The sequence below is a fragment of the Bacteroides sp. ET71 genome (assembly GCF_023336905.1).
Classification (GTDB): Bacteria; Bacteroidota; Bacteroidia; order Bacteroidales; family Bacteroidaceae; genus Bacteroides.
This window is the reverse complement of the sequence record NZ_JAMBLS010000065.1, coordinates 1-4,502: the sequence shown is the minus strand read 5'-3', so window position 1 is coordinate 4,502 and position 4,502 is coordinate 1. Positions and strand designations below refer to the sequence as shown.

The 4,502-nt window shown below is 40.9% G+C and carries 7 protein-coding genes; 3 read left to right on the top strand and 4 right to left on the bottom strand.

Annotation, left to right across the window (positions count from 1 at the left end):
* The coding region (locus tag M3090_RS14880; protein WP_249057606.1) for a DUF5712 family protein at window positions 1-625 on the top strand (625 nt) is incomplete at its 5' end.
* A gap of 129 nt (window positions 626-754) precedes the next feature.
* Here M3090_RS14880 and M3090_RS14875 read toward each other — a convergent pair.
* From M3090_RS14875 to M3090_RS14860, 4 genes are all read right to left on the bottom strand, one after another.
* Window positions 755-1,105 carry a DUF3795 domain-containing protein gene (locus M3090_RS14875; protein ID WP_117894012.1) on the bottom strand — a complete coding sequence of 117 codons (351 nt, stop codon included), beginning with the start codon at window positions 1,103-1,105 and terminating at the stop codon, window positions 755-757.
* Between the two features lie 43 nt (window positions 1,106-1,148).
* Window positions 1,149-1,691, bottom strand: coding sequence for a BfmA/BtgA family mobilization protein (locus tag M3090_RS14870; protein ID WP_117894009.1), 543 nt, complete (start codon window positions 1,689-1,691; stop codon window positions 1,149-1,151).
* Between the two features lie 125 nt (window positions 1,692-1,816).
* Complete coding sequence (locus M3090_RS14865) at window positions 1,817-2,005, bottom strand: hypothetical protein (RefSeq protein ID WP_117894006.1); 189 nt, start codon at window positions 2,003-2,005, stop codon at window positions 1,817-1,819.
* Window positions 2,006-2,034: 29 nt separating this feature from the next.
* Window positions 2,035-3,015 carry a replication initiation protein gene (locus M3090_RS14860; RefSeq protein WP_249057604.1) on the bottom strand — a complete coding sequence of 327 codons (981 nt, stop codon included), beginning with the start codon at window positions 3,013-3,015 and terminating at the stop codon, window positions 2,035-2,037.
* Window positions 3,016-3,331: 316 nt separating this feature from the next.
* Between M3090_RS14860 and M3090_RS16020 the strand changes: the two genes are divergently transcribed.
* On the top strand, window positions 3,332-3,745 hold the full coding sequence (locus tag M3090_RS16020; protein ID WP_249057601.1) for a hypothetical protein: 414 nt from the start codon (window positions 3,332-3,334) through the stop codon (window positions 3,743-3,745).
* Window positions 3,738-4,007 (top strand): Txe/YoeB family addiction module toxin, encoded by a 270-nt coding sequence (locus tag M3090_RS14850; RefSeq protein WP_032530137.1) that lies wholly within the window; start codon window positions 3,738-3,740, stop codon window positions 4,005-4,007. Before M3090_RS16020 ends, M3090_RS14850 begins: the two co-directional genes overlap by 8 nt.
* The last annotated feature ends 495 nt before the right edge of the window (window positions 4,008-4,502 follow it).

The window sequence follows — 4,502 nt, the reverse complement described above, 5'->3', positions numbered from 1 at the left end:
AGAGAAGGAACAGGCTGAAGCCATGAGAAGGTATGTCCGTGATGATGTGATGCAGCACTATGCGGAAGGGTTCGGAAAAGGTCTGAACAAAGAGGATATCGAGTATTACGGAAAGATCCATTTCGAGAGGAAGGGAGCCGACCGGTACGACATGCACGCACATATCATCGTCAGCCGGAAGGACAGGAGCAACACCAGGAAGCTAAGTCCAAAGACCAACCACACCGGGAAGAAGAACTGCGGAAACGTGAAGGGCGGTTTCGACAGAACAGATTTTTTCCGAAAGTGTGAAACCTCATTTGACAAGCGCACAGGGTATGACCGGGCTCCGGAACAGACATTCGACTATCTCAATACCATGAAGAACGGAAGCCCGAAAGAAATCTTCCAGAAAAAGGAGTGGGCGGAACGTGTGAACCATGAACGGCTTGAGAAGATGAAAGCCGAATGGAGCCGGGATCTTCAGGAACCACACCAGGAACAAGGCCGGGAAGAGAGCCAACAACAGGGAAACAGTATTTCCCAGATTCCGGAAATCAACCAGGCACCGCAGCGGAAGAAGCAACAGGAGGAAGAACTCGACCAGCCCAGGAGAAGAAGCCGGGGTTTTGGAATGGGGATGTGATTTTACATATACATGCTTGCGTGAGGGATGTTTACCCCTGTATTTCTGATACAGGGGTATTAGGCTACCCAAAGAAAAGTCAATCAACTTTTGGTAGTTATAGCATGATCGTTTATATGTGTCTGCATATTATCTCTTTCTCATAGTCTGTGCTTTTCGTTTAGTCATTTCTTCTGCAAAAGTTTTATATCCGTTTATTTTGATGTAGCTGATACATGCTGCACGGTCAGAATTGAATAGGAATGCGAAGACTTTCCCTATCACGTTGTTGTGTATCTTACAGTCTTTTACATTCATAGTACAGTCAGCACAACTATGAATTTCTTTTTCTATGCAACATTGACGTATCTTACACCATGTCGCTTTTTCGTTCTGTTTGCATCCCGGACATTTTCCATTGAGGTATTTACGACATGCTCCGCAATATAGGCCACATGCTGCAATATATTCTGTAGAAGCAGTAATAGTTTTCTTGTCCATAGTCTTATTATTATTGAATTGTATGTTTATAAATATTCCTTATTTATAGTTCTGTTTTTACTTTTATTTTCCCGAATGTTTTCTGTTCATCACGTACCCGGCAAAGTTCCCGGTGTGCTTTTTCTTTATACTCCTGAAGAGCTTTGATTTCGTTACGCAATCGGTTGTTTTCTTCCTGAAGAACCTGTAGTTCTTTGGCCTGTTCTGCGGCCAGACTTTCCGCTTTGGCCTTTGCTTCTGTTGCCTGGGCTATAAGTTCTGGAGCTGGAAGCTGTTTTGCGGTCTGTTCCCGGACTGCCTGTAGTAGTTGGCGAATAGCTTCTGTTCCCTCATTGCTTGTCTGCATGGTCGCTTTTACTTCATTCAATTCTCCGATGATCTTTTCCAAGGGGGAGTAATCAAGTGCGTTACTCTTCAGGTCGAATCCTGTGCGTTCAAAGTATTCCAGGGCGAGAGAAACGAACTCTTTCCGTAATATGCCGTTTGCCCGGCAGTATATCTCCAGCCGTTCAGACGTTTCTCCGCTTATCGAGATTGTAGTCTTTTCCGGCTTGCTTTTGGGTTGTATGGTTACTTTATCTGTCATATCTTAACCGATTGATATAAATATGCCTATAATATGCTTAGCATTCTAATTTTATGTTTCTTTTTAATTGAATATGCTGTAAATATACCGAATATTCCTGAAATATACTGCGATTGCTTGCTCTTTTATTCGCTTAAAGTGATATGAGAATCCACAAAGCACCCACCGAAGCCGGATAAGGCGTCTGGTTGCGTGTAAGTGACCGTTACAAGGGTTTGTCCCATGAATGTTTCAATCTTGTCTATAACAGCTTCCATTGGCTTTCCTAAGCCTGTGGCTTCAGCAGATACCAATATCAAATCTCCTTCTTTCATATCGTTATTTTTTTGATTGTGTAATATAATCAAAGTTCTTCCTTGTCTTTTACTTTTCCCTTCAGTGCGTTTATTATATACCCTTTAGGGTTCTTTTTATCCCTTGATTTTCCCTTCAGAGTTGAAAGCTCCAGCATTAAATCAAGTTTCTTCTGTGCATCCCTGAAGAGGTCTATGTTGTTTCTTATTTCCTGGTCTGTGAAAAGAAGCTCTTGCTTTAGATAGTTTCTGATAAGCCTGTCCAGATCCCAGCCCAGACTGACCTGTTTTTGTAGTTCGTGCTTTTCAAGTTCTTCATCCCTGTGTTCCGGTTGGTATTTGGGATACAGCTTCAGTGAATGAAAAGAGCGACCGTCTTTCAGAACTTTGTATTCAAATGAATAAGGGCTTTTGGCATCCAATTCTTCTTTGGCTGGTTTTACAATCCATTTTATGAAATCGGGATTCCTTTTGTATTTGTCCTGTACACCAAACATGATTTTCAAGTCTTCTATACTGTATATCAAAGGTCTTTCTTGGCCGCTCATGAGCTCATAGAAACGCATCGAGTACTGACTTGTGAACTCCATGGCCGTTTTAAGTTCATACTTCCTGAAGCCCTTTGAAAAATTAAGTACGGCATTATATACTTCAGGTTGTATTTCAAATCTTACCCAACCTCTTTTGTAATTGAATTGTGGTTTCTCGATAATGCCTATCACCTTCCATACTTGTCCATCATCGAACTCAAAAGATTTGTTTCTAAGGTCTAACAGGGCTTTTTTGACACGGGTGTAGTTTTCATCATCATCATTGGCTAAAAACGCAGATATGGGCATTAAAACAACTCTATCATCGTATAGCGTCTTTTCTATACGAAGTCCAGGATAAAGCTTTTTACCTTCTATCTCACATTGCATTGCTTCCACAAGCCTGTACAGAATGCGTTTTTCGTACACTGAGAAGTTGTACTTTGATACAGTCATTAAATAGCTCTGTATCACATCTTTGTTTGTTATTTTTATAGCCATACACCTTTACTTTTTAAAAACGAGAGATTGAATGTTCGCAAATATAAAAATTAAAAACGAGATACAAAAATGTATCTCCACGAAAACATTCAAAAACTCGTTTTTAAAGCCATAAATAACATTCAAAAACTCGTTTTTAGCATTCAAAAACTCGTTTTTAGAATGTTACTATTGTTTATAACTTCTTGTTTAATAATGTATTACAACCGTTTTTTCAAAAGTTGATAAGCATATAATAAGCTATGCTTAAAAACAAGTCATAAAATTTTAGCCGGAATGTGGCTTCCAAACCTTCAAATCCGCGAAAAACGACTTTTTGAATGTTTGTGAAAGCAAAGCAAAAGCCAGCGCAGCGTTCTTTGAGGAACGAATTTTCCGCGCGTGTACACAAACAAGTACACAAAACTTTTGTTTTATTGATTTTTATCCCTATTTTTGCGGTGTAAACCAATATATTAGAACTATGCAGATTGTTACAACACGCGAATTTCGTGCCAACCAGAAGAAATACTTCGAAATGGCAGAGACGGAAACGATCCTGGTCTCCAGACGCAATGCAGCCCCTATTATGGTGTGTGCAGTCAGAGAAGGTGATTTCCCTTCAAAGGAAGAACTTGCGGCCATCCAGAGAGGTATTGAAGATATCCGGAACGGAAATACCTTCAGAATGGCTAAAAACGAGTCTCTGGACGATTTTCTTAACCGTATAGAGGGCGAAGGCAATGTATGAGATAGAATTTTCCAAAGAAGCGGTAAAACATGTCCTGTTAATGAGGAAATCCTCTCCGCAGCTTTTCAAGAAGCTGGAGAAGCTGCTTGATGAACTCAGAGAACACCCATATACGGGTACAGGACATCCGGAACAGTTAAGATACCTGGAGGGTGTCTGGTCAAGGCAGCTGGACAAGAAGAACCGTATCAGGTATATGGTCAACGAGACTACCGTAATTGTGTTCATCATTTCAGCCTGGGGACATTATGACGACAAATGAAGGATTGCAGTATGTGCCGTTTTGGAACTTACTGCAATCCTTTTGAATTTGTGACAGAATCAAAATAACTTATATCATATATCCAAGTAAACGGCTGCACTCGTCGGGACGGGTGGTCCCGCCCCTTGCCGTGCGGCGCTCCCCGACCGATGAGTTTTTTGTGGTGTCCCGGACACATTCTGTTGTGCGGTTTTCGTGTGTGTTCACGTGTGTGGGATAGGTTCTATCTCTCCCCGTCCCCTTTGCTAATTTCGCGCTGGGGAGGGTGTTCGATAGAACAGCAAGAGGAAACCGGGCAAGCCCTGTTTTTTCCTCTTGCCCTACGGGGTTATGCTTTGAAAATCAAAGTATTAGAAAAATTAACCGTTATATATTGGTTATAACGAATAAATATACTATCTTGTAAACCAATTAGTTAGTGTCTTAATTTGTTATAATAAGCCTTATAATTATATGGAGAAAGACAGTAAAACAACGGTAGCGGTAGAACGTACT